The sequence below is a fragment of the Serratia sp. HNCC26DJ206 genome, assembly GCF_057180605.1.
The window spans coordinates 25,413-46,362 of sequence record NZ_JBXUGP010000021.1 but is presented as its reverse complement, the minus strand read 5'-3'; the positions used below and the strand labels follow the sequence as shown (position 1 = coordinate 46,362).

At 55.5% G+C, this 20,950-nt stretch carries 22 protein-coding genes; 20 read left to right on the top strand and 2 right to left on the bottom strand.

The features are described 5' to 3' along the window. The first annotated feature begins 1 nt into the window (after window position 1). From tsaE to AC2A1E_RS15100, 14 genes are all read left to right on the top strand, one after another. Window positions 2–472 (top strand): tRNA (adenosine(37)-N6)-threonylcarbamoyltransferase complex ATPase subunit type 1 TsaE, encoded by a 471-nt coding sequence (gene tsaE, locus AC2A1E_RS15165; protein WP_484384436.1) that lies wholly within the window; start codon window positions 2–4, stop codon window positions 470–472. A 7-nt stretch (window positions 473–479) separates the two neighbouring features. Continuing rightward, window positions 480–2,189: an N-acetylmuramoyl-L-alanine amidase AmiB gene (gene amiB / locus AC2A1E_RS15160; RefSeq protein ID WP_484384435.1), complete on the top strand. Its 1,710-nt coding sequence runs from the start codon at window positions 480–482 to the stop codon at window positions 2,187–2,189. 29 nt (window positions 2,190–2,218) lie between these two features. After that, window positions 2,219–4,093, top strand: coding sequence for a DNA mismatch repair endonuclease MutL (gene mutL / locus AC2A1E_RS15155; protein ID WP_484384434.1), 1,875 nt, complete (start codon window positions 2,219–2,221; stop codon window positions 4,091–4,093). Then, window positions 4,086–5,027, top strand: coding sequence for a tRNA (adenosine(37)-N6)-dimethylallyltransferase MiaA (gene miaA / locus AC2A1E_RS15150; RefSeq protein WP_484384433.1), 942 nt, complete (start codon window positions 4,086–4,088; stop codon window positions 5,025–5,027). Before mutL ends, miaA begins: the two co-directional genes overlap by 8 nt. A gap of 114 nt (window positions 5,028–5,141) precedes the next feature. Beyond that, window positions 5,142–5,450 (top strand): RNA chaperone Hfq, encoded by a 309-nt coding sequence (gene hfq, locus AC2A1E_RS15145; RefSeq protein WP_459400983.1) that lies wholly within the window; start codon window positions 5,142–5,144, stop codon window positions 5,448–5,450. 98 nt (window positions 5,451–5,548) lie between these two features. Further along, complete coding sequence (hflX, locus tag AC2A1E_RS15140; RefSeq protein ID WP_484384432.1) at window positions 5,549–6,829, top strand: ribosome rescue GTPase HflX; 1,281 nt, start codon at window positions 5,549–5,551, stop codon at window positions 6,827–6,829. Window positions 6,830–6,921: 92 nt separating this feature from the next. Next, window positions 6,922–8,187 (top strand): FtsH protease activity modulator HflK, encoded by a 1,266-nt coding sequence (hflK, locus tag AC2A1E_RS15135; protein ID WP_459400985.1) that lies wholly within the window; start codon window positions 6,922–6,924, stop codon window positions 8,185–8,187. 3 nt (window positions 8,188–8,190) lie between these two features. After that, window positions 8,191–9,201: a protease modulator HflC gene (gene hflC / locus AC2A1E_RS15130; RefSeq protein WP_459400986.1), complete on the top strand. Its 1,011-nt coding sequence runs from the start codon at window positions 8,191–8,193 to the stop codon at window positions 9,199–9,201. Between the two features lie 59 nt (window positions 9,202–9,260). Continuing rightward, a complete protein-coding gene (locus tag AC2A1E_RS15125; RefSeq protein WP_020824909.1) occupies window positions 9,261–9,461 on the top strand; it encodes a DUF2065 domain-containing protein in 201 nt (66 codons plus the stop codon). A 97-nt stretch (window positions 9,462–9,558) separates the two neighbouring features. Then, complete coding sequence (locus AC2A1E_RS15120) at window positions 9,559–10,857, top strand: adenylosuccinate synthase (protein ID WP_459402699.1); 1,299 nt, start codon at window positions 9,559–9,561, stop codon at window positions 10,855–10,857. Window positions 10,858–11,061: 204 nt separating this feature from the next. Continuing rightward, window positions 11,062–11,487 (top strand): nitric oxide-sensing transcriptional repressor NsrR, encoded by a 426-nt coding sequence (gene nsrR / locus AC2A1E_RS15115; RefSeq protein WP_459400988.1) that lies wholly within the window; start codon window positions 11,062–11,064, stop codon window positions 11,485–11,487. Window positions 11,488–11,546: 59 nt separating this feature from the next. Next, complete coding sequence (rnr, locus tag AC2A1E_RS15110; protein ID WP_484384431.1) at window positions 11,547–14,033, top strand: ribonuclease R; 2,487 nt, start codon at window positions 11,547–11,549, stop codon at window positions 14,031–14,033. A gap of 59 nt (window positions 14,034–14,092) precedes the next feature. Then, entirely contained in the window at window positions 14,093–14,824 is a 732-nt protein-coding gene (rlmB, locus tag AC2A1E_RS15105; RefSeq protein ID WP_459400990.1) for a 23S rRNA (guanosine(2251)-2'-O)-methyltransferase RlmB, read from the top strand. Between the two features lie 250 nt (window positions 14,825–15,074). Further along, window positions 15,075–16,703 (top strand): isovaleryl-CoA dehydrogenase, encoded by a 1,629-nt coding sequence (locus AC2A1E_RS15100; protein WP_484384430.1) that lies wholly within the window; start codon window positions 15,075–15,077, stop codon window positions 16,701–16,703. 4 nt (window positions 16,704–16,707) lie between these two features. Here the strand turns inward: AC2A1E_RS15100 and bsmA are convergent, their stop codons facing one another. Further along, complete coding sequence (gene bsmA, locus AC2A1E_RS15095) at window positions 16,708–17,016, bottom strand: biofilm peroxide resistance protein BsmA (protein ID WP_484384429.1); 309 nt, start codon at window positions 17,014–17,016, stop codon at window positions 16,708–16,710. Between the two features lie 104 nt (window positions 17,017–17,120). Between bsmA and yjfP the strand changes: the two genes are divergently transcribed. From yjfP to AC2A1E_RS15065, 6 genes are all read left to right on the top strand, one after another. Then, window positions 17,121–17,873: an esterase gene (yjfP, locus tag AC2A1E_RS15090; RefSeq protein ID WP_484384428.1), complete on the top strand. Its 753-nt coding sequence runs from the start codon at window positions 17,121–17,123 to the stop codon at window positions 17,871–17,873. Window positions 17,874–18,090: 217 nt separating this feature from the next. Then, a complete protein-coding gene (gene rpsF / locus AC2A1E_RS15085) occupies window positions 18,091–18,486 on the top strand; it encodes a 30S ribosomal protein S6 (protein ID WP_037404458.1) in 396 nt (131 codons plus the stop codon). 8 nt (window positions 18,487–18,494) lie between these two features. Then, complete coding sequence (priB, locus tag AC2A1E_RS15080; RefSeq protein WP_076943052.1) at window positions 18,495–18,812, top strand: primosomal replication protein N; 318 nt, start codon at window positions 18,495–18,497, stop codon at window positions 18,810–18,812. Window positions 18,813–18,816: 4 nt separating this feature from the next. Then, the gene (rpsR, locus tag AC2A1E_RS15075) at window positions 18,817–19,044 is read left to right on the top strand and encodes a 30S ribosomal protein S18 (RefSeq protein WP_000135199.1); all 228 of its coding nucleotides are present in this window, start codon (window positions 18,817–18,819) and stop codon (window positions 19,042–19,044) included. 39 nt (window positions 19,045–19,083) lie between these two features. After that, a complete protein-coding gene (gene rplI / locus AC2A1E_RS15070) occupies window positions 19,084–19,536 on the top strand; it encodes a 50S ribosomal protein L9 (protein WP_076943051.1) in 453 nt (150 codons plus the stop codon). Window positions 19,537–19,646: 110 nt separating this feature from the next. Beyond that, complete coding sequence (locus AC2A1E_RS15065; RefSeq protein ID WP_484384427.1) at window positions 19,647–20,006, top strand: DUF488 domain-containing protein; 360 nt, start codon at window positions 19,647–19,649, stop codon at window positions 20,004–20,006. On the opposite strand, the gene AC2A1E_RS15060 is transcribed toward AC2A1E_RS15065, so the two are convergent. Further along, window positions 20,003–20,689, bottom strand: coding sequence for an OapA family protein (locus tag AC2A1E_RS15060; protein WP_484384426.1), 687 nt, complete (start codon window positions 20,687–20,689; stop codon window positions 20,003–20,005). The two genes, AC2A1E_RS15065 and AC2A1E_RS15060, sit on opposite strands and share 4 nt — an antisense overlap. Window positions 20,690–20,950 lie beyond the last annotated feature (261 nt).

Below are 20,950 nucleotides of genomic sequence, written 5' to 3'. Positions count from 1 at the left end.
AATGAAAGAACTCGTTTTACCTCTGCCGGATGAGGCAGCGACTGTCGCACTGGGTGCCGCTTTGGCTAAGGCCTGCGATCGTGCCAGCGTTATTTATCTTTATGGTGATTTGGGTGCCGGTAAAACCACCTTCAGCCGGGGTTTTCTACAGGCGCTGGGCCATCAGGGCAACGTGAAAAGCCCGACTTATACGCTGGTCGAGCCTTATGCGTTGCAGCCGCTGGCGGTATATCACTTTGATCTGTATCGGTTAGCCGATCCGGAAGAACTCGAATTTATGGGCATCCGCGACTATTTTGCGCAGGATGCCATTTGCCTGGTGGAATGGCCGCAGCAGGGGACCGGTGTGTTGCCCGATCCCGATCTGGAACTGCATCTCAGTTATCATGATGAAGGTCGACAGGCACAGATTCAGGCGGTTTCCGCCTATGGCGCCGAACTTTTAGACCGTATTGACGGGCAACAGGGATGACGCTTTCATGATGTATGTGTTGAAAAGACTCACCGTTATTGCTCTGTTCGCGCTGCTGGGGCCGTTTAGCGCACAGGCAGCCTCGTCGTTATCCGATATCAACGTCACTAACGCCCAGCGTGAAGCTACGGTATCGGTGAGCTTCACCGGCCCACCGGACTATGCGTTTTCCACGGTACGTGGGCCGGATCGCGTCGTTCTGGACGTGAAGCAAAGTGGCAAAGTGGGCGGCCTGCCGCTGAACTTCAGCGGTCATAATCTGGTGAAGAGCATTCGTTCCAGTACGCCGAAAGATGCCCAGAGCGTGCGGTTGGTGTTTGATTTGACCCAACGAGCGAAAACCCGTGCGGTGACGCGCCAGAACGGCAGCACCTATATCGTGGTATTCACCATTACCGCCGAAGATAACCCTAACATCAGTAGCGTGCGTAAAGCACCGGTAGCCAGCGAGCCAGTGCGTAAAACGCCGGTGGCACCGATCGGTTCCAGTCCGTTTAACAATCAATCAGCCGCAGTATCCGGTACCGCGACCGAACTTACGCCACGCAGCAACCGGGTTTCTACCGGTTCCGGCGACCGCGTGGTGGTGGCGATTGATGCCGGGCACGGTGGGCAGGATCCCGGTGCCATCGGGCCAAACGGCCTGAAAGAGAAGAACGTGACCATTGCGATCGCGCATCGTCTGCGAGCGTTGCTGGATGCCGATCCAATGTTCAAACCGGTGCTGACGCGCAGCGGCGATTACTTTATTTCGGTGATGGGGCGTTCCGATGTGGCGCGTAAACAGGGCGCTAACGTGCTGGTTTCGATTCATGCGGATGCTGCGCCTAACCGCAGTGCCAATGGCGCTTCGGTGTGGGTGCTGTCTAACCGCCGCGCTAACAGCGAGATGGCCGGTTGGCTGGAACAACACGAGAAACAGTCCGAATTGCTGGGTGGCGCGGGCGATCTGCTGGCCAACAGCCAGGCCGATCCTTATCTGAGCCAGGCGGTGCTGGATCTGCAGTTTGGTCATTCGCAACGCGTTGGCTACGACGTGGCGGTGAAGGTATTGCAGCAGTTACAGCGCGTCGGTTCACTGCACAAACGCCGTCCGGAACACGCCAGTCTGGGAGTGCTGCGTTCACCGGATATTCCATCGCTGCTGGTGGAAACCGGGTTTATCAGTAATAGCACGGAGGAGCGACTGCTGGGCAGTAGCGCGTATCAGGATAAAATTGCACAGGCGATCCATAATGGCTTGCGCAGTTATTTCCTGGCGCATCCGCTACAAGCCGACCCAAAGGTCGAAAACCGTCCTCTGCAGGTCGCAGCGGCGGTTAACTCCACGGTAAAAGATTTGCGGCAACCGGATCCGGTTGTCGGTAGCCAACGCAGCGCCAGTCGCGGTAAAACGCAGGTCCACGTGGTGAAACCGGCGGAAACGCTTTCCGGCATTGCCGACAGTTACGGCACCAGCATGGCGGAGCTGCGCACGCTCAACAACCTGAAGAAAGACGGGGTCTGGGTGGGGCAGCGCTTGAAGGTGCCAGCGGGGGCCAATGCAGCGGCTCCGGCCAAAGCTAAAGCGAACAAACCGACCAGGCACAAAGTGACGCGCGGTGATACCTTGTCATCCATTGCTGCGCGTTATGGTGTCAGCGTCAGCGAACTGAAAAGTGTGAATAAATTAAAGTCGGACGTCGCGCCGCTCGATCGGAACTTGATCATTCCGTAGGCTTGATGCCATAAAACAGAGGGATTCGCATGCCTATCCAGGTGTTACCGCCACAGCTTGCCAACCAGATTGCCGCCGGAGAAGTGGTCGAGCGGCCTGCGTCGGTAGTGAAGGAACTGGTAGAAAACAGCCTGGATGCGGGCGCGACGCGGATTGATATTGATATCGAGCGCGGTGGTGCCAAGCTGATCCGCATTCGCGATAACGGCTGTGGGATTGGCAAAGCCGATCTCGCCCTGGCGCTGGCCCGTCATGCCACCAGTAAAATCAGTACTCTTGACGATCTGGAGGCGATTGTCAGCCTGGGCTTTCGCGGCGAAGCGCTGGCCAGTATCAGTTCTGTTTCACGTCTGACGCTCACTTCCCGTACTGAAGAACAGAATGAGGCCTGGCAGGCCTATGCTGAAGGGCGTGAGCAGGCCGTGACGGTCAAACCCGCCGCCCATCCGGTAGGCAGCACGGTGGAAGTGCTCGATCTGTTTTACAATACCCCGGCGCGGCGCAAGTTCATGCGCACGGAAAAAACCGAATTTGGCCATATTGATGAAGTGGTGCGGCGCATTGCGCTGGCGCGTTTCGATGTGGCAATCAATCTGAATCACAACGGCAAGCTGATGCGTCAGTATCGCGCGGCCAAAGAGGAAAGCCAGCATGAGCGCCGCTTGGCCAGCATCTGTGGCCCGGCTTTTTTGCAGCATGCGCTGACGATCTCCTGGCAGCATGGCGATCTCACCATTCGTGGTTGGGTGGCCGATCCAGAAGGCGCACGCCAATTGGGCGAAATGCAATACTGCTACGTCAATAGCCGGATGATGCGCGATCGCCTGATCAATCACGCCATCCGCCAGGCGTATCAGGATCAGTTGAAAGACGATCAGCAACCGGCTTATGTGCTTTATCTGGAAGTGGATCCGCATCAGGTGGATGTGAATGTCCATCCCGCCAAGCATGAGGTGCGTTTTCATCAGGCGCGGCTGGTGCATGATTTTATCTACCAGGCGGTCACCACCGTATTACAGCAGGCCGGTAACGTGCCATTGCCGCTGGCAGAACCGCAAAGCGCGCAGGAAACCCCTGCTTGGCAACCGGAAAACCGCGTTGCGGCCGGTGGTAACCATTTTTCACAACCCGCTCCGCAGCGTGAGACGCAGCCGGTCACCCCTTCCGTTGCCCGTGAGCGTGCGCCTCAGCAGCCTTATCAAACAGGATCGGGTTACCAGAAACGGGAAGGTGAGTTGTACGGCAAGCTGTTGCAGGCGGTACCGGTAACGGAAGCAATGCCGGACGTGGTCAAGCAGCCGTTGTTCCCGCCCGCTAAAGCCGAACAGGAAGCACCATTGGCTGGCAGCCAGTATGGTTTTGGCCGCGTGTTGATGATTTACCCTCCAAGCTATGCGCTGGTTGAACAACGCCAGCAACTGGCGTTACTCAATCTGACCATTGCGGAACGTTGGCTGCGTCAAGCGCAGCTTTGCCCGCCGGAAGAGGGGTTACGGCCGCAGCCACTGTTAATCCCAATCAAACTGACGCTGAATAAAAATGAAGCAGCGGCCTGTGTGCAGCACCAGGCTTTGCTGGTGAAAATGGGGCTGGAGCTGCAATCCGATCACGGGCGTGTGACCTTGCGCGCAGTTCCTTTACCGTTACGGCAACAAAATTTACAAAAACTGATTCCTGAGCTGTTAGGCTATCTGGCCGAACATCAAGAGATGTCGCCAACCGCGCTGGCCACCTGGATTGCCCGCCATTTAGGCAGTGAGCATGAACAGTGGAACAGCTCGCAAGCGATACAATTGTTGACCGACGTTGAACGACTTTGCCCGCAGTTGGTCAAATCCCCACCTGCCGGTCTTTTACAACCTGTTGATTTACAGGCTGCACTGGCAGCCCTTAAGCATGACTGAAACTGAAATGACACATCGCCCTCCGGCCATTTTTATTATGGGGCCGACGGCCTCAGGCAAGACCGCATTGGCCATGGCGCTGCGCGAGCGCTTGCCGGTGGAACTGATCAGCGTGGACTCTGCGCTGGTTTATCGTGGTATGGATATCGGCACCGCCAAGCCGACGGCGGAAGAGCTGGCGCAGGCACCGCATCGGTTGATCGATATCCGTGATCCTGCCGAAGCCTACTCTGCCGCAGATTTCCGTGCTGATGCGCTGAAAGAGATGCACGAGATCACCGCTGCCGGGCGTATCCCGCTGCTGGTGGGTGGCACCATGCTCTATTTCAAGGCGCTGTTGGAAGGATTATCGCCGCTGCCGTCTGCCGATCCGGCGGTGCGTGAGCGTATTGAGCAGCAAGCGGCAGAACAGGGCTGGGAGGCATTGCACCGTCAGTTACAGCAGATTGATCCGGTTGCCGCTTTGCGAATTCATCCCAATGATCCGCAGAGACTCTCCAGAGCACTGGAAGTTTTTTATATTTCAGGTAAAACTTTAACGGAACTGACAAAAATTTCGGGTGAATCGTTGCCTTATCATGTTCACCAATTTGCGATAGCGCCAGTCAGCCGTGAGTTGCTACATCAACGCATTGCGCTGCGTTTCGAGCAAATGTTGGCGGCAGGTTTTGAGACGGAAGCGCGTGCGCTTTTTGCACGGGGTGATTTGCATACGGATTTGCCTTCCATTCGCTGTGTCGGTTATCGCCAGATGTGGTCATATTTGTCCGGTGAAATTAGTTACGATGAGATGGTTTATCGAGGTGTTTGCGCAACGCGTCAGTTGGCCAAGCGCCAAATGACCTGGTTACGGGGTTGGGAGTCGGTTCATTGGTTAGACAGTGAAAAGCCGGGAGAGGCTTTGGACTCGGTAATTCAGGTTGTTAGTGCATAGGTTGAGTGATTGTGTACAATTGATGAGTTTTCAGCGCGCAAATTTTTTACGTCGTTTATTTTAGAGCCGATAGGTTCTTAGTTACAAACAACAAGCAAATAAGGAAAAGATAGAATGGCTAAGGGGCAATCTTTGCAAGATCCGTTCCTGAACGCATTGCGTCGTGAACGTGTTCCGGTTTCTATTTATTTGGTGAATGGTATTAAGCTGCAAGGCCAGATTGAGTCTTTTGACCAGTTTGTCATCCTGTTGAAGAACACGGTGAGCCAGATGGTTTATAAGCACGCTATCTCTACCGTTGTCCCGTCACGCCCGGTATCGCACCATAGCAACACTCCGAGCAGCGGCACCAGTAATTATCACCATGGTAACAACCCGTCTGCGCCGCAACCGCCGCAGCAGGAAAGCGATGACGCTGAATAAGGCGCGTTGCGAGTCAACCATGACGGGGTGCATAGGCAGCAAAGTGCTGTTTATGTCCCCCAAACTCGCGGTTTTCATCCGTTTGAGAGGTTGCACGCTTGTTTGACCGTTATGAAGCCGGTGAGCAGGCCGTACTGGTTCATATCTATTTCTCGCAAGACAAAGATACAGAAGATCTCAGTGAATTCGAATCGCTGGTCTCTTCTGCGGGTGTAGAGGCTTTGCAAGTGGTGACTGGTAGCCGCAAAGCACCTCATCCCAAATACTTTGTCGGTGAAGGAAAGGCCGAAGAAATTGCAGATGCGGTGAAAGCCAGTGGCGCGTCTGTTGTCCTGTTTGATCATTCCCTTTCCCCAGCGCAGGAGAGAAATCTCGAACGCCTGTGTGAATGTCGCGTGATCGATCGCACCGGGTTGATTTTAGATATCTTTGCCCAGCGTGCCCGTACCCATGAAGGTAAGCTGCAGGTTGAGCTGGCGCAGTTGCGTCATATCGCCACTCGTCTGGTTCGTGGCTGGACGCACCTTGAACGCCAGAAAGGCGGGATTGGCCTGCGCGGCCCGGGGGAAACCCAGCTAGAAACCGACCGTCGTTTGCTGCGCGATCGCATCAGCTTGATTCTCAAGCGCCTTGAGCGGGTTGCGAAGCAGCGCGATCAGGGGCGGCGAGCGCGTACCCGTGCCGATGTGCCAACCGTATCGCTGGTGGGCTACACCAACGCCGGTAAATCTACCCTGTTTAACCGAATAACATCTGCCGACGTTTATGTGGCAGATCAACTATTTGCCACCTTGGATCCTACCCTGCGGCGTATTGACGTAGCGGACGTGGGCGATACCGTGTTGGCGGATACCGTAGGCTTTATCCGGCACTTGCCGCACGATCTTGTTGCCGCTTTTAAAGCGACTTTGCAGGAGACGCGCCAGGCTTCTCTGTTGTTACATGTGATCGACGCTGCGGATACCCGGGTGGACGAAAACATTGAAGCGGTGAATACCGTACTGGCAGAGATTGAGTCGGATGAGATCCCTACACTGTTAGTGATGAACAAAATAGATATGCTGGATGATTTCGTCCCGCGTATCGATCGCAACGATGACAACTTACCGATCCGCGTGTGGCTGTCCGCCGCCAGCGGTGAAGGTATCCCGTTGCTATTTCAGGCGTTGACGGAGCGCCTCTCGGGGGAAATCGCGCATTACGAACTGCGTTTACCGCCAGAGGCAGGCCGTCTTCGTAGCCGTTTTTATCAGCTTCAGGCAATCGAGAAAGAGTGGAACGAAGAGGACGGCAGTATCGGCATGGTGGTACGTATGCCGATCGTGGAGTGGCGTCGCCTCTGTAAGCAGGAACAGGACCTGATTAACTTTATCGTATGATCATATGCTGTTACATTTGAGTGCTCACTCAATAACAGAGTGAGTTAAGTGTTAGCCTGAAGTACCCAATCACAGAATAATGGAGCTAAAACATGGCGTGGAATCAGCCCGGTAATAACGGACAGGACCGCGACCCGTGGGGGAGCAGCAATAATAATGGCGGCAACTCTGGCGGTAACAACAAAGGCGGTCGCGATCAAGGGCCACCCGATTTGGATGATATCTTCCGCAAACTGAGCAAGAAATTGAGCAGTTTGGGTGGGGGCAAAGGCTCCAACAGCAATAACAGCGGCGGCACCGGTTCAACTGGGCCGAACTTCAGTGGCCGTATTATCGGTATTGCTGCGGTTGCGGTGGTGGTGATCTGGGCCGCAAGCGGTTTCTATACCATCAAAGAAGCTGAGCGCGGCGTGGTGACACGTTTCGGTAAACTTAGCCATCTGGTGCAGCCGGGCCTGAACTGGAAGCCAACCTTCATTGATGAAGTGCGTCCGGTTAACGTGGAATCGGTGCGTGAACTGGCGGCATCCGGTGTGATGTTGACCTCTGATGAGAACGTGGTGCGCGTCGAGATGAACGTGCAGTACCGCGTCACCGATCCGGCGGCCTATCTGTTCAGCGTGACCGATGCCAACGACAGCCTGAGACAGGCGACCGACAGCGCGCTGCGTGGCGTTATCGGTAAATACACCATGGACAAAATCCTGACCGAAGGCCGTACCATCGTGCGTAGCGATACTCAGCGTGTACTGGAAGAAACCATTCGTCCGTACAAAATGGGTATCACCCTGCTGGACGTCAACTTCCAGGCTGCACGTCCGCCGGAAGAGGTGAAAGCCGCGTTTGATGATGCGATTGCCGCACGTGAGAACGAGCAGCAATACATTCGTGAAGCAGAAGCTTACGCCAACGAAGTTCAGCCGCGTGCCAACGGTCAGGCACAGCGTCTGTTAGAAGACGCCAGAGCTTATGAAGCCCGTACGGTTCTTGAAGCTCAGGGTGAAGTGGCGCGCTTTGCCAAACTGTTGCCGGAATACAAATCTGCCCCGGAACTGACCCGTGAGCGTCTGTATATCGAAACCATGGAGAAAGTCCTGAGCCATACCCGCAAGGTGCTGGTAAATGACAAAGGCAATAACAATCTGATGGTGTTACCACTGGATCAGATGTTGCGTGGCCAAACCGGTAAAGCGGCGACCGAAGGCAGTAAAGATACCAGCCTGATTCGTCTCAACCCTGCTCCTTCTACCAGCACGACGGCAGATGCGGGATCCAGTAGCACCAGCGGTAGTTCGATGATGGACCAGCGCCGGGCAAATACGCAGCGTAGCGACAACACTCGCGTAGGGAGAGAATAATCAATGCGTAAGTCTTTCATAGTTATCGTCGCTGTGGTGTTGGTAGCACTCTATACCTCACTGTTTGTAGTACAGGAAGGCGAGCGCGGCATTGTGCTGCGTTTCGGCAAAGTACTGCGCGACAACGAAAACAAACCGCGGGTTTATGCGCCGGGTCTGCACTTTAAGATTCCGTTCGTTGAAACCGTGAAAAGGCTGGATGCGCGTATCCAGACCATGGATAACCAGGCCGATCGCTTCGTCACCAGCGAGAAGAAAGACCTGATCGTCGACTCTTACCTGAAATGGCGTATCAGTGATTTCAGCCGCTACTACCTGGCAACCGGTGGTGGTGATGTTTCTCAGGCCGAAGTGCTGTTGAAACGTAAGTTCAGTGACCGTCTGCGTTCTGAGATTGGTCGTTTGGACGTGCGTGATATCGTTACCGATTCACGTGGCCGCCTGATGGCCGACGTGCGTGACGCGTTGAACACCGGTACCGTCGGTGAAGGTGAAGAGGCCGTCACTACGGAAGCCGATGATGCAATCGCTTCTGCCGCAGCGCGTGTTGAGCGGGAAACCACCGGCAAACAGCCAGCGGTTAACCCGAACAGCATGGCAGCTCTGGGGATCGAGGTGGTTGACGTGCGAATCAAGCAGATCAACCTGCCGGCTGAAGTGTCTGATGCGATCTTCCAGCGTATGCGTGCAGAACGTGAAGCGGTAGCCCGTCGTCACCGTTCACAAGGCCAGGAAGAAGCTGAGAAGCTGCGTGCTACCGCCGACTACGAAGTGACCCGTACGATCGCGGAAGCCGAGCGTCAGGCGCGTATCACTCGCGGTGCCGGTGATGCAGAAGCGGCCAGACTGTTTGCCAATGCGTTCAGTCAGGATCCGGATTTCTACGCGTTCATCCGTAGCCTGCGTGCTTATGAAACCAGCTTCGGCCCCGGCAACCAGGACGTCCTGGTGCTGAGCCCAGACAGCGATTTCTTCCGCTACATGAAGTCGCCAGAAGCTACGCGCAACAGATAATGCCAGCATAGTGATATCAGGGGCCCGTTAACCACGGGCCCTTCTTTATTGGGGGAGATATGAACTCGACGATCTGGCTGGCGCTTGGGCTGGTTTTGGTATTGGAAGGGCTGGGGCCGATGCTGTTTCCACAGGCCTGGCGCAAGATGATCCTGGCAATGACGCAGTTACCGGATTCCACATTGCGGCGTTTTGGCGGTGGAATAGTGGTTGCAGGCTGTGTGATCTACTACATGTTGCGTAGTCGCACAGGGGTTTAAAGTTTAGCCGAAAAAGTATGCAATCGTATGCTAAAAGTGCTGAAACTCAGGAATTACGATGGTAGAATCCATTTTTAAGCAATCGGTGATTTTGAAAATGGGTAAGAACGTCGTCGTACTGGGCACCCAATGGGGTGACGAAGGTAAGGGCAAGGTCGTAGACCTGCTGACTGAACGGGCTCAATATGTTGTGCGCTACCAAGGTGGCCATAACGCTGGCCACACTCTGGTTATCAACGGTGAAAAAACCGTTCTTCATTTAATTCCCTCAGGTATCTTGCGTGAAAACGTCACCAGCATCATCGGCAACGGTGTAGTTCTGGCACCAGATGCGTTGATGAAGGAAATGGGTGAACTCGAAGCGCGCGGCATCCCGGTACGCGAACGTCTGTTACTGTCTGAAGCCTGCCCGCTGATCCTGCCTTATCACGTTGCGTTGGATAACGCGCGTGAAAAAGCGCGCGGCGCGAAAGCGATCGGCACCACCGGTCGTGGTATCGGCCCGGCTTATGAAGATAAAGTCGCTCGTCGTGGCCTGCGCGTGGGTGACCTGTTCGACAAAGAAACTTTCGCTGTGAAGCTGAAAGAGATCATCGATTATCACAACTTCCAGTTGGTTCACTACTACAAAGTGGATGCCGTTGATTACCAGAAGACGCTGGACGACGTGCTGGCGGTTGCCGACATCCTGACCGCGATGGTGGTTGATGTTTCCGAACTGTTGGACGGTGCACGCAAGCGTGGCGACCTGATTATGTTCGAAGGCGCACAGGGCACCTTGCTGGATATCGATCACGGTACCTATCCGTACGTCACCTCTTCCAACACCACCGCTGGCGGCGTAGCGACCGGTTCTGGCATTGGCCCGCGTTATGTGGACTATGTGCTGGGCATCGTGAAAGCTTACTCCACGCGCGTGGGTGCCGGTCCATTCCCAACCGAACTGTTCGATGACATCGGTGAGTTCCTGTGCAAGCAGGGCAACGAGTTTGGTGCCACCACGGGCCGCCGTCGTCGTACCGGCTGGTTGGATGCGGTAGCGGTGCGCCGTGCGGTGCAGATCAACTCCTTGTCCGGCTTCTGCCTGACCAAGCTGGATGTGCTGGACGGCCTGAAAGAAGTGAAGATCTGTGTGGGTTATCGTATGCCGGATGGCCGCGAAATGACCACCACGCCGTTGGCAGCAGAAGGTTGGGAAGGTATTGAGCCGATCTACGAGGTTATGCCAGGCTGGAGCGAAACCACCTTTGGTGTGAAAGAGCACAGCAAACTGCCGCAGGCAGCACTGAACTACATCAAGCGTATCGAAGAACTGACCGGTGTACCGGTAGATATTATCTCGACCGGCCCGGACCGTAGCGAAACCATGATTCTGCGCGATCCATTCGACGCATAAATCTGTACAAGCAAACCGGGCCTAATCCCGGTTTGTTTTTCTCATTTATTCTCCCCGATTGCGGTTTCACATCAAAAAATCCTTCCATTATGCTAGTTGAGAGGTCTCTCAGCGCTAAATAATTAGCGACGAACTCTCCGGCTGGTTTATTATCCAATAGAGTCATCCAAAATCAGTCAAGTAACCTGATACCCAGAGGTAGACGTGCAGTTAACAAGTTTTACTGATTATGGCCTGCGGGCATTGATCTATCTGGCGTCATTGCCAGCGGACAGAATGACCAGCATCTCGGAAGTGACGGAGGTGTACGGCGTTTCACGCAACCATATGGTAAAAATCATCAACCAACTGAGCCGCGAAGGCTTTGTCATGGCAGTGCGTGGCAAGAACGGCGGCATCCGGTTGGGCAAACCGGCTGAAACCATCCGCCTTGGCGATGTGGTGCGCGCCTTGGAGCCGATTTCGCTGGTTAACTGTAGCCGTGAGTTTTGCCATATCACCTCAGCCTGCCGCCTGAAGCAGGTGCTCCACCAGAGCGTACAAAATTTCCTTGAAGAGTTGGACAAGCATACTTTGGCCGATATGGTCGAGGACAATCCGCCGCTCTACAAGCTTTTGCTTGTTGAATAAAGCGTTGCTGAGAACACAAAGCTCAGCAACACCCTGCTGATGACAACGGAGGAACCTCAATGTCACAAGATCCATTCCTGGAACGAGAAGCAGAAAAATACGAATCCCCGATCCCTAGCCGTGAATTTATCCTGGCCCATTTGGCGAAACGTGAAACGCCGGCCAGCCGCGAAGAGTTGGGTAATGAACTGAATTTATCCGGTGAAGAACAATTGGAAGCGTTGCGTCGTCGCCTGCGTGCGATGGAGCGTGACGGGCAGTTAGTGTTTACTCGCCGCCAGTGCTATGCACTGCCGGAGCGCTTGGACCTGTTGCGTGGCACCGTGATTGGGCACCGCGACGGCTATGGCTTCCTGCGTATTGATGGCCGCAAAGACGATCTCTATCTTTCCGCCGAACAGATGAAAATGGCCATTCACGGCGACGTGGTGCTGGCACAACCTCTGGGTGAAGATCGTAAAGGCCGCCGCGAAGCGCGTATCGTGCGCGTACTGGTGCCAAAGACTAGCCAGATCGTTGGCCGCTACTTTACCGATGCCGGTACCGGTTTTGTGGTGCCGGACGATAGCCGCCTGAGCTTTGATATTCTGATCCCGGCCGATTCCATCAGCGGCGCGCGCATGGGCTATATGGTGGTGGTTGAACTGACCCAGCGCCCGACGCGCCGTACCAAAGCGGTCGGCAAGATTGTCGAAGTTCTGGGCGATAAAATGGGCACCAGCATGGCAGTGGATATTGCACTGCGTACCCATGAGATCCCGCATACCTGGCCACCACAGGTGGAAAAACAGGTGGCCGATCTCAGCGAGCAAGTGCCAGAGGCTGCCAAGAAAGGGCGTGTCGATCTGCGCCATCTGCCGCTAGTAACCATCGACGGTGAAGATGCCCGTGACTTCGATGATGCGGTGTTCTGTGAGAAAAAACGCGGTGGCGGCTGGCGCCTGTGGGTGGCCATTGCCGACGTCAGCTATTACGTGCGCCCGCGTACCGCATTGGATGACGAAGCCCGTGCCCGTGGCACCTCGGTCTATTTCCCGTCTGAAGTGGTCCCGATGCTGCCGGAAGTGCTGTCCAATGGCCTGTGCTCGCTTAACCCGCAGGTCGATCGCCTGTGTATGGTGTGTGAGATGACCATCTCCGCTCAAGGGAAGCTGTCCTCGCACAAATTCTACGAAGCGGTGATGAGCTCCCATGCGCGTTTAACCTATACCAAAGTCTGGCACATCTTGCAGGGCGATCAGGATCTGCGTGAGCAGTATCATCCGCTGGTCAAGCATCTGCAGGAACTGCATGCCCTGTATAAAGTGTTGGATCAGGCGCGTGCTGAACGCGGTGGTATCGCGTTCGAAACCGAAGAAGCCAAGTTTATCTTTAACGCCGAACGACGCATTGAGCGCGTAGAGCCTACGGTACGTAACGACGCGCACAAGCTGATCGAAGAATGCATGATCATGGCGAACATCGCCGCCGCGCGGTTTGTGGAGAAGAACGGCGAGCCTGCACTGTTCCGCGTGCACGATCGTCCAAGTGACGATCATATCTCTGCGCTACGCAGCGTATTGAGTGAGCTGGGCCTGACGCTGGGCGGTGGTTTGAAGCCGCAGCCGAAAGACTATGCCACCCTGATGGATGAAGTGGCGGATCGTCCAGACCGCGAAATGCTGCAAACCATGTTGCTGCGTTCGATGAAACAGGCGATCTACGATCCAGAAAACCGCGGCCACTTTGGCCTGGCGCTGGCATCTTATGGCCACTTTACGTCGCCGATCCGCCGTTATCCGGATCTGTCCTTGCACCGTGCCATCAAGTACCTGCTGGCTAAAGAGCATGGTGAGCAGAAAGAGCGCTGGACGCCGACCGGCGGCTGGCACAGCGATTTTGAAGAGATGCTGCAACTGGGTGCTCACTGTTCGATGACCGAGCGCCGTGCGGATGAAGCCACCCGCAACGTGGCCGATTGGCTGAAGTGTGACTTCATGCAGGATCACGTCGGTGAAGTGTTCAGCGGTATTATTGCCAGCGTCACCGGCTTCGGCTTCTTTGTTCGCTTGAACGATCTGTTTATCGACGGTTTGGTGCACGTATCGACGCTGGATAACGATTACTATCGCTACGATAATATCGGCCAGCGTCTGATCGGCGAATCCTCTGGGATGGTTTATCGCCTGGGGGATACGGTAGAGATCCGCGTTGATGCGGTGCATATGGACGAGCGCAAGATCGACTTCGCGCTGGTTTCCAGCACCCGTAAACCGCGTGGTGAAGGCAAAACCGAGCGCGAGCGCGCCAAGAACGGTGGGCAGCGTACGTTACGTGATGGTGCCGGTGCTGGCCGCTCTCAGGCGAAGCCAAAGCGCCGTGGTGGCAAGCCACCGGCCAACTTTGAGCCGGACAGCGCCTTCCGCAAAGAAGGAGCCAAACCTGCCGACAAGGTGAAGAAAGACCAAAAGGCGAAAGCCAAAAAACCGTCTGACAAAACCAAAAAGATAGCGGCAGCGACCAAAGCCAAACGCGCCAGCAAGAGCAAAGGTGCTGCACAGGGTTAACCTGCGGCACGTCATTATCCACGGCCGGGTCTCCCCGGCCGCACAGTTAAAAGAGCATCATGAGCGAAATTATTTACGGCATTCATGCCGTCAAAGCCCTGTTAGAACGCGATCCGCAACGCTTCCTGGAAGTGTTTATTCTCAAAGGGCGCGACGATCGCCGCCTGCAACCGCTGATTGCCGAATTGGAAGCCACCGGCATTGTGATCCAGGTGGCTAACCGCCAATGGCTGGATGAAAAGGCGGAAGGCGCGGTTCATCAGGGGATCATCGCGCGGGTGCGTGAAGGGCGCAAGTTACAGGAAAACGATTTGCCGGGCCTGCTGGAAAGCATTGAAACGCCATTCCTGCTGGTGCTGGACGGCGTGACCGATCCGCACAACCTCGGCGCCTGCCTGCGCAGCGCCGATGCGGCCGGGGTGCATGCGGTGATCGTACCGCGCGATCGTTCTGCGCAACTGAATGCCACGGCGAAGAAGGTGGCCTGCGGTGCCGCTGAAAACGTGCCGTTGATCAGCGTCACCAATCTGGCGCGCACCCTGCGTCTGCTGCAAGAGATGAATATCTGGATTGTGGGTACCGCCGGTGAGGCCGACCATACGCTGTTCCAGAGCAAAATGACCGGCCCGATGGCGTTGGTGATGGGAGCTGAAGGCGAAGGTATGCGTCGCCTGACCCGCGAACACTGCGATGAACTGATCAGCATCCCGATGGCGGGCACGGTTTCCTCACTCAACGTTTCGGTGGCTACCGGGATATGTCTGTTTGAAGCGGTGCGTCAGCGTAGCTGACATACTCGTCATACTTCAAGTTGCCTGGGTGTTGGCTGCGTCCGTTCGCACCAGTCACATAGTGAATTATGCTCCTGGCGACTCTCGGACTTGCCGCCTACAGGCAACTCGAATTATTTAGAGTATAACGTTATCTCAGGGGCGGGGATTCTCCGCCTCTATCTCCAATCTTCCATCTTGTGATCCCGTCTCCGGCAGAAATCCCCTCAACGACCATAATTACCTTGATGGTTAATCAGGGAGCCAAACAATGGTCTGGAATACGCATACGGTTTTCAACCAGCCCAAACCTTTGGGCAACAGCAACCTTTTTCTTTCTGATACGCCATTGCGTGAAGCGGTGCAGCGTGAGCAGGCCAACTGGGATCTTGAGGTGTTGGCCTCTCTCGGCCAACAGCTAGGCACGCAAGAGTCGTTGGAGTTGGGGCGGCTGGCCAATGTCAATCCGCCGGAGCTGCTGCGCTATGATGCCAGCGGGCAACGCCTGGACGATGTGCGTTTTCACCCCGCCTGGCACATCCTGATGCAAGGGCTGGTGGCTAATCGGGTACATAATCTGCCGTGGCAAGAAGATGCCCGTATGGGCTCTTTTGTTGCCCGCGCTGCGCGTTTTGTGCTGCATGCGCAGGTTGAAGCCGGAACGCTTTGCCCGATCACCATGACTTTTGGCGCTATTCCGTTGTTGCAACGCGCGTTGCCGTCGGCCTTTCAACCTTGGCTAGCCCCGCTGCTTTCCGATCGTTATGACCCCCATCTGCTGCCGGGGGCGCAAAAACGCGGTTTGTTGATTGGCATGGGGATGACCGAAAAACAGGGGGGATCGGACGTTCTGAGCAACACCACTACCGCCGTACCGCTCGATGGGCGAGGCAATGGAGAAGCCTATCGGCTGGTGGGGCACAAATGGTTTTTTTCGGTACCACAAAGTGATGCACATCTGGTGCTGGCACAAACGGAAGGCGGGCTGTCCTGCTTCTTTTTGCCACGTATTTTGCCGGATGGCACCCGCAATGCGGTACGGCTGGAGCGATTGAAAGACAAGCTGGGCAACCGTTCCAACGCCAGCAGCGAAGTAGAATTTCAGGACGCCACCGCCTGGCTGCTGGGGGATGAAGGTGACGGCGTGCGGCACATCCTCAAAATGGGTGGAATGACGCGCTTTGACTGCGCGCTCGGCAGCCACGGCCTGATGCGGCGTGGGCTGTCGGTGGCGCTGTATCATGCGTTGCAGCGGCAGGTATTCGGCAAAACGCTGATTGAACAACCGTTAATGCGCCAGGTGTTGGCGCGCATGGCGTTACGCCTTGAGGGGCATACGGCGTTGCTGTTTCGGCTGGCGCGTGCCTGGGAAGGCAGGAACAACGAGGGTGAAGCGGTTTATAGCCGCTTGCTGACGCCAGCCGCCAAATACAGCATCTGCCGTCAGGGTGCGCCGTTTATCGCCGAAGCCATGGAAGTGCTGGGGGGAATCGGCTATTGCGAAGAAAACGAATTGCCACGGCTGTATCGTGAAATGCCGGTGAACAGCATTTGGGAGGGTTCTGGCAATATCATGTGCCTGGATGTGTTGCGCAGCCTACATAAACTGCCGGGGGCACTGGAGGTGTTGCAGCACGAGCTTTCTGCCGCGCGTGGGCAGAATCGCCTGTTCGATCGCGCCTGGCGGCAGTGGCAGCAGCGTATGCGCCAGCCACGTGAAGAAATGGGGCGTTTGCTGACCCAGCAACTGTTCGACTTATGCTGCGCCGCGCAGTTGTTGCAGCATAGCAGCCCGCCGGTTGCTGAGGCCTGGTGCCATTTAACGCTGGATCACCGTGGGGAAAGCCTGTTGCCGGATGCCGTGTGCGATACGTTACTCAACCGGGCAATGGGAGCATAAAGAGTTAATGATAAAGAATCGCCTGTGAGTACCATTGACCGGGCACGACGCTATCGCTGTTCATGATGATCAGATAATAACGTGCGCCGCTGGCATTGGCCTTACGTTGAATTTCGGCTTCTACGTCCATCGGGCTGCCGCGAACCAGCGCGCTGATGGTTGCCATCTTTTCCAGCCCAGCGGTTTGCATCCGGGTAATTTGCTGCGCCTGCACGCTGGGCGTTGGCGGTGGTGTGGGCGTGGTTTTAGACAGGCTACAGCCTGAGAGCAGGCCGATCAGCAGCACGGCGATCGCAGTGTGGGGAAGATTCATGGCAGGCCTCGGAAAATCCTCTTCAGTTATTCAGTGTAACGCAATCATCTGTTATACCCTTTATTCTTCAAGCAATCTTGCTGGCGGCGATCAAGGGGGAACGTATGGTTGAAATGCATGATGAACGCGCAGGGAATATTGCGGTGATCCACGCGGTGCCAGCGGGGCAGTATGAGAAACCGTTACCGACGGTTTTTTTCTATCACGGTTATACCTCCTCGAAAGAAGTGTATGCCTATTTTGCTTATGCGTTGGCAAAAGCCGGGTTCCGTGCGGTCCTGCCGGACGGTGAGATGCACGGCGAGCGTTTTGACGGCAATGAAACGCGGCGTTTGGCGCATTTTTGGGAGATCCTGAAAAGTAACGTCGACGAACTGCCCGCGCTCAAGGCGCATTTTGAGCAACGTGGGCTGATCGCCGAGCAGCGCGTCGGTGTGGCCGGTGCTTCGATGGGGGCTATGACGACTTTGGGCGCGTTCACTCGTTATCCTTGGATCAAGGCTGCCGCCAGCCTGATGGGTTCCGGCTATTTCACTTCACTGGCCCAGACGTTGTATCCCCCTTTGGATGATCAAGGCCAGCCGCTGGACGAAGCCACCTTCGCAGCGCGTATCGCGCCACTGGCCGATTATGGCGTCGACCATCATTGGGATCGCCTTGCCGGGCGGCCATTGTTGCTCTGGCATGGCGAGGCGGATGATGTGGTGCCAGCTGCGGAAAGTGAGCTTTTGGCCAGCGAGCTGTGCCTGCGAGGGCTGAGCCAGCCGTTAACCTATCTCACCGAGCCGGGCGTCCGGCATCGCATTACGCCCGGTGCGCTGGCTGCCACGGTCACCTTTTTCCAGCGCTCGCTGTAAACTCGCCCCTGGAAGAGGGGCAATATGGCTTTTTCCACGGGTAAATCCGGCTATTTGCCCGTGTGCTGCAATAAATCCCACTCTGTCCTTGAGTTTCCTACCCTGCGCCAGTATGATTACGCGTCATTTTTCAGCCGCACACATACACACGTTCCTTGCTTCCATGGGCCGCGGTTGACCCTGACAGGAGGCTGAATAATCCGTAAGGAGCAATTCGATGCGTCATTACGAAATCGTTTTTATGGTCCATCCTGACCAAAGCGAACAGGTTCCGGGCATGATCGAGCGTTACAGTGCTACCATCACTAACGCGCAAGGTCAGATTCACCGTCTGGAAGACTGGGGCCGCCGTCAGCTGGCTTATCCGATCAACAAACTGCACAAAGCTCACTACGTTCTGCTGAACGTTGAAGCTCCGCAGGAAGCGATCGATGAGCTGGAAACTAACTTCCGCTTCAACGACGCCGTTATCCGCAGCATGGTTATGCGCGTTAAGCACGCGGTAACCGAAGCATCTCCAATGGTTAAAGCGAAAGACGAACGCCGTGGCGATCGCCGCGATGATTTCGCTAGCGAAACCGCTGATGATGATGCTGGGGATTCTGAAGAGTAATTGCCGCCGTGACGGCTAATCGTCTGGTGTTGTCTGGCACAGTGTGCAAGACGCCGGTGCGAAAAGTGAGTCCTTCCGGAATACCTCATTGCCAGTTTGTGCTTGAGCATCGCTCAGCGCAGGTAGAGGCCGGATTTAGCAGACAAGCCTGGTGCAGAATGCCCGTGGTTGTCAGCGGACAACAGTCACAAGCTTTAACTCAAAGATTAACGGTCGGCAGTCAGGTTACCGTGCAAGGCTTCGTTAGCTGCCATCAAGGGCGCAACGGGCTGAACAAATTGGTCCTGCATGCCGAGCAGATTGAATTGATAGATTCTGGAGACTAGCCAAATGGCACGTTATTTCCGTCGTCGCAAGTTCTGCCGTTTCACAGCGGAAGGCGTTCAAGAGATTGACTATAAAGACATCGCTACGCTGAAAAACTACATCACTGAAAGTGGTAAAATTGTCCCGAGCCGTATCACCGGTACTCGTGCAAAATATCAGCGCCAGCTGGCCCGTGCTATCAAGCGCGCGCGCTACCTGTCTTTGTTGCCGTACACTGATCGTCATCAGTAATCGGCCACTGTCCATTAACGACTTTGAGAGGATAAGGTAATGCAAGTTATTCTGCTTGATAAAGTAGCAAACCTGGGCAGCCTGGGTGATCAAGTTAGCGTTAAAGCGGGTTATGCCCGTAACTTCCTGGTACCACAGGGCAAAGCTGTTCCTGCTACCAAGAAAAACGTAGAGTTCTTCGAAGCACGCCGTGCTGAACTGGAAGCCAAACTGGCTGACGTTCTGGCTGCTGCAGAAGCTCGCGCAACCAAGATCAACGAACTGGGTTCAGTCACCATCGCGTCTAAATCAGGCGACGAAGGTAAACTGTTCGGCTCTATCGGCACCCGCGACATCGCTGACGCAGTCACTGCGGCAGGCGTTGAAGTTGCCAAGAGCGAAGTTCGTCTGCCGAACGGCGTTCTGCGTACCACTGGTGAGCACGAAGTGCACTTCCAGGTACACAGCGACGTGTTCGCACAGCTGAATGTAGTAGTGGTTGCAGAAGCTTAATCGCAACTGCCAGCCAAGTTAAAACGCCAGCCTCGTGCTGGCGTTTTGCTTTTCTGCGCCCGGTAAAACGCGCTACTCTGTGGCCATCTGTTGGCAAGGAGAAGCGCAAAATGGCAGAAATCAACCTACAGCGAGTTTATGATTTTAGCGCTCCGGCACCGGAGTATTGCTACCTGATCGACCGGCTGTGGCCACGCGGCGTCAGCAAGGAAAGGTTGCAGGGCGTGGAGTGGCTGAAACAGGTGGCACCGGATAATGCATTACGCCAGTGGTTTCACCAGCATACCGACCAGTGGGATGAGTTTGAGCAACGTTACCGTCAGCAACTGGCGGAAAACGACGCCTGGCAGCCACTGGTGGCGTTATTACGGCAAGGTAAACCCTTAACGCTGCTGTATGGCAGCAAAGACACACAGCACAACCAGGGCGTTGTACTGCGTGATTTTCTGTTGGAGCAGATTAACGGCTAGCGGAGACGGCGGTAGCTGCCATCGGCCTGGCGGCGGAACAGGACTTCGCTGTTATCGGTTGCCGTAACGGACAGCGCGATAATCACGCCGTTGGCACCACGTTCGATACGCACTTCCTGCCCGGCTTTGAGATTGCTGAGCGGTTTGTCGCTGCCTTCTACCTGCGCCATGGCAAACACGTCACTCACCGGCAGGCTGTTGTCGCGGAACAGTTGCGCCAGGGTTTGGCCTGCCTGGATCTGATAGCGCTGCCAGTTGTCATTTGTGGGCTGTGTCGTCGTTTGCTGCGGATTATTGCCCATCAGCTCCGCCTGCAACGGTATGTTGTTTTCCTGCTGAGTCACCGGGAACTGGCGTGAGGCGCTATCGTCGGAATACGGCCATAGCAAGGAGAGCAGCAGGATGGTGCCAAAAACGATCACCCAGCGGCGATGAAAACAGGGCAGTGGCTCCATCCAGTGGAAACTGTCCGGCAGATGCCATACCTTCAGCCACAGGGCTTTGAGCTGCTGCCCCTTGCCGTTTGGCGCGGGTGGCTGCAAGTCCGTCTCTTCTGGCGTTTCCGGGAGCTCTGTCTTTGGTGCCGTGCCGGGTTTCAGGCGCTGGCTCAGATTCAACCAGGTGCGCAGCAGCGGCTGGTAGACTCGGGTGGTTTTCCTTCTCCTGGGCGCGATTCTGCCCATGGTGACCTCTCTTCAACTGCGTAAAAATGCCACTGTACATAATGGGTTACTGTTAATAACAGTATACCCTTCATACTTCAAGTTGCTTGGGTGTTGGCTGCCTTCACTCACCCCAGTCACTTACTTGAGTAAGCTCCTGGGGCTTCGCTCAGTTGCCGCCTACAAGCAACTCGAATTATTTTGGGTATATACCCTTCAAAGCGATTGATATAATAGCCCGCTAACTGTTTGAGGTGAAAGGGCTGCGAAGGGGTAAACAAC

Coding starts and splice junctions, on each gene's coding strand:
- hflC (WP_459400986.1), top strand. CDS start 8,191: ATGCGTAAGTCTTTCATAGTTATCGTCGCTGTGGTGTTGGTAGCACTC.
- tsaE (WP_484384436.1), top strand. CDS start 2: ATGAAAGAACTCGTTTTACCTCTGCCGGATGAGGCAGCGACTGTCGCA.
- rlmB (WP_459400990.1), top strand. CDS start 14,093: ATGAGCGAAATTATTTACGGCATTCATGCCGTCAAAGCCCTGTTAGAA.
- rplI (WP_076943051.1), top strand. CDS start 19,084: ATGCAAGTTATTCTGCTTGATAAAGTAGCAAACCTGGGCAGCCTGGGT.
- hflK (WP_459400985.1), top strand. CDS start 6,922: ATGGCGTGGAATCAGCCCGGTAATAACGGACAGGACCGCGACCCGTGG.
- rnr (WP_484384431.1), top strand. CDS start 11,547: ATGTCACAAGATCCATTCCTGGAACGAGAAGCAGAAAAATACGAATCC.
- AC2A1E_RS15125 (WP_020824909.1), top strand. CDS start 9,261: ATGAACTCGACGATCTGGCTGGCGCTTGGGCTGGTTTTGGTATTGGAA.
- AC2A1E_RS15100 (WP_484384430.1), top strand. CDS start 15,075: ATGGTCTGGAATACGCATACGGTTTTCAACCAGCCCAAACCTTTGGGC.
- AC2A1E_RS15120 (WP_459402699.1), top strand. CDS start 9,559: ATGGGTAAGAACGTCGTCGTACTGGGCACCCAATGGGGTGACGAAGGT.
- rpsR (WP_000135199.1), top strand. CDS start 18,817: ATGGCACGTTATTTCCGTCGTCGCAAGTTCTGCCGTTTCACAGCGGAA.
- yjfP (WP_484384428.1), top strand. CDS start 17,121: ATGGTTGAAATGCATGATGAACGCGCAGGGAATATTGCGGTGATCCAC.
- amiB (WP_484384435.1), top strand. CDS start 480: ATGATGTATGTGTTGAAAAGACTCACCGTTATTGCTCTGTTCGCGCTG.
- hfq (WP_459400983.1), top strand. CDS start 5,142: ATGGCTAAGGGGCAATCTTTGCAAGATCCGTTCCTGAACGCATTGCGT.
- miaA (WP_484384433.1), top strand. CDS start 4,086: ATGACTGAAACTGAAATGACACATCGCCCTCCGGCCATTTTTATTATG.
- AC2A1E_RS15065 (WP_484384427.1), top strand. CDS start 19,647: ATGGCAGAAATCAACCTACAGCGAGTTTATGATTTTAGCGCTCCGGCA.
- AC2A1E_RS15060 (WP_484384426.1), bottom strand. CDS start 20,689: ATGGGCAGAATCGCGCCCAGGAGAAGGAAAACCACCCGAGTCTACCAG.
- rpsF (WP_037404458.1), top strand. CDS start 18,091: ATGCGTCATTACGAAATCGTTTTTATGGTCCATCCTGACCAAAGCGAA.
- mutL (WP_484384434.1), top strand. CDS start 2,219: ATGCCTATCCAGGTGTTACCGCCACAGCTTGCCAACCAGATTGCCGCC.
- bsmA (WP_484384429.1), bottom strand. CDS start 17,016: ATGAATCTTCCCCACACTGCGATCGCCGTGCTGCTGATCGGCCTGCTC.